This window comes from Kitasatospora sp. NPDC051705 (genome assembly GCF_044453265.1).
Taxonomy (GTDB): domain Bacteria; phylum Actinomycetota; class Actinomycetes; order Streptomycetales; family Streptomycetaceae; genus Kitasatospora.
In genome coordinates, this window is the sequence record NZ_JBITCO010000067.1 from 1 (window position 1) to 1,385 (window position 1,385).

Annotated in this window: 1 protein-coding gene; it reads right to left on the reverse strand. The window is 66.9% G+C overall.

The annotated features are described in order from the left end of the window. Positions 1-39 precede the first annotated feature (39 nt). A complete protein-coding gene (locus tag ACIA8Q_RS33830; protein WP_396318312.1) occupies positions 40-1,326 on the reverse strand; it encodes an IS256 family transposase in 1,287 nt (428 codons plus the stop codon). Positions 1,327-1,385 lie beyond the last annotated feature (59 nt).

Sequence of the window (1,385 nt, forward strand, 5' to 3'; positions counted from 1 at the left end):
GGGTGTGTCCAGCCAACGGTGTAACTCGGTTGGGTTAAGTTAGCGGCGGCCGATGGAGAGTCGGCCGTCGAAGGTGATCTCGAAGGCGTTCAGTGCGGCCTTCCAGCGGGTGGTCCAGCGTTTGCGGCCGGCCCCGGTCGGGTCGAGTGCCATGATGGCCATGTAGACGCACTTCAACGCGGCCTGCTCGTTGGGGAAGTGGCCGCGGGCGCGGACGGCCTTGCGGATGCGGGCGTTGACCGACTCGATCGCGTTGGTGGTACAGACGACCCGACGGATCTCGGTGTCGAACTGGAGGAAAGGGACGAACTCGGCCCAGGCGTCCGACCACATCTTCACGATCGCCGGGTACTTGTCTCCCCAGGCCTCCTGGAACTCCAGGAACCGGTCCTCGGCCGCCTTCGCGGTCGGGGCGGTGTAGACCGGCTTGAGCGCTTTGGAGATCTTGTCCCAGTCCTGGCGGGCCGCGTAGCGGAAGCTCGCGCGCATCAAGTGCACGACGCAGGTCTGCGTGATGGCCTGCGGCCACACGGTCTCGATGGCGTCCGGCAGGCCCTTGAGGCCGTCGCAGACGACCATGCAGACATCCGAGACGCCGCGGTTCTTGATCTCGGTGAGGACGTGAAGCCAGTACTTGGCGCCCTCGCCGCCGTCGCCGGCCCACAGGCCGAGGATCTCGCGGGTGCCCTCGACGGTGACCGCGAGCGCGACGTAGATCGGGCGGTTCGCCACCTGACCGTCGCGGATCTTCACGTGGACGCAGTCGATGAAGATCACCGGGTAGACCGGGTCCAGCGGGCGGTTCTGCCACTCGGCCATCCCGTCGATCACCTTGTCGGTGATGGTGGAAATAGTCTGCTTTGACACGTTCGCGCCGTAGACCTCGGCCAGGTGGGCGGAGATCTCACCGTGTGTCAGGCCCCGGGCGGACAGGGACAGGACCATGTCGTCCACGCCGGTCAGCCGACGCTGGCGCTTGCGCACGATCTGCGGCTCGAAGCTGCTCTCCCGGTCGCGGGGCACGTCGATCTCGACCGGTCCGACGTCGGTGACCACGGTCTTGGTCCGGGTGCCGTTACGGGAGTTCCCGGAGCCTGCACCGGCCGGGTCGTGCTTCTCATAGCCGAGGTGGTCGGTGATCTCACCCTCCAGCGCGGCCTCCAGGACCCGCTTGGTCAGCTGCTGCAGCAGCCCGCCCTCGCCGGTCAGTCTGACGCCCCCGGCGCGAGCCCGGTCGACCAACTGCCCGATCAACTGCTCGTCCAGCACATCCGGCGCAAGCTCGACCGGCCGGACTCCCTCAACCGCCTCGGCAGAGACGATCACGTCGCTCATCAGGTGTTCTTCCTTGATCGGGAGTTACACCGAAGACCGTACAGACCCGG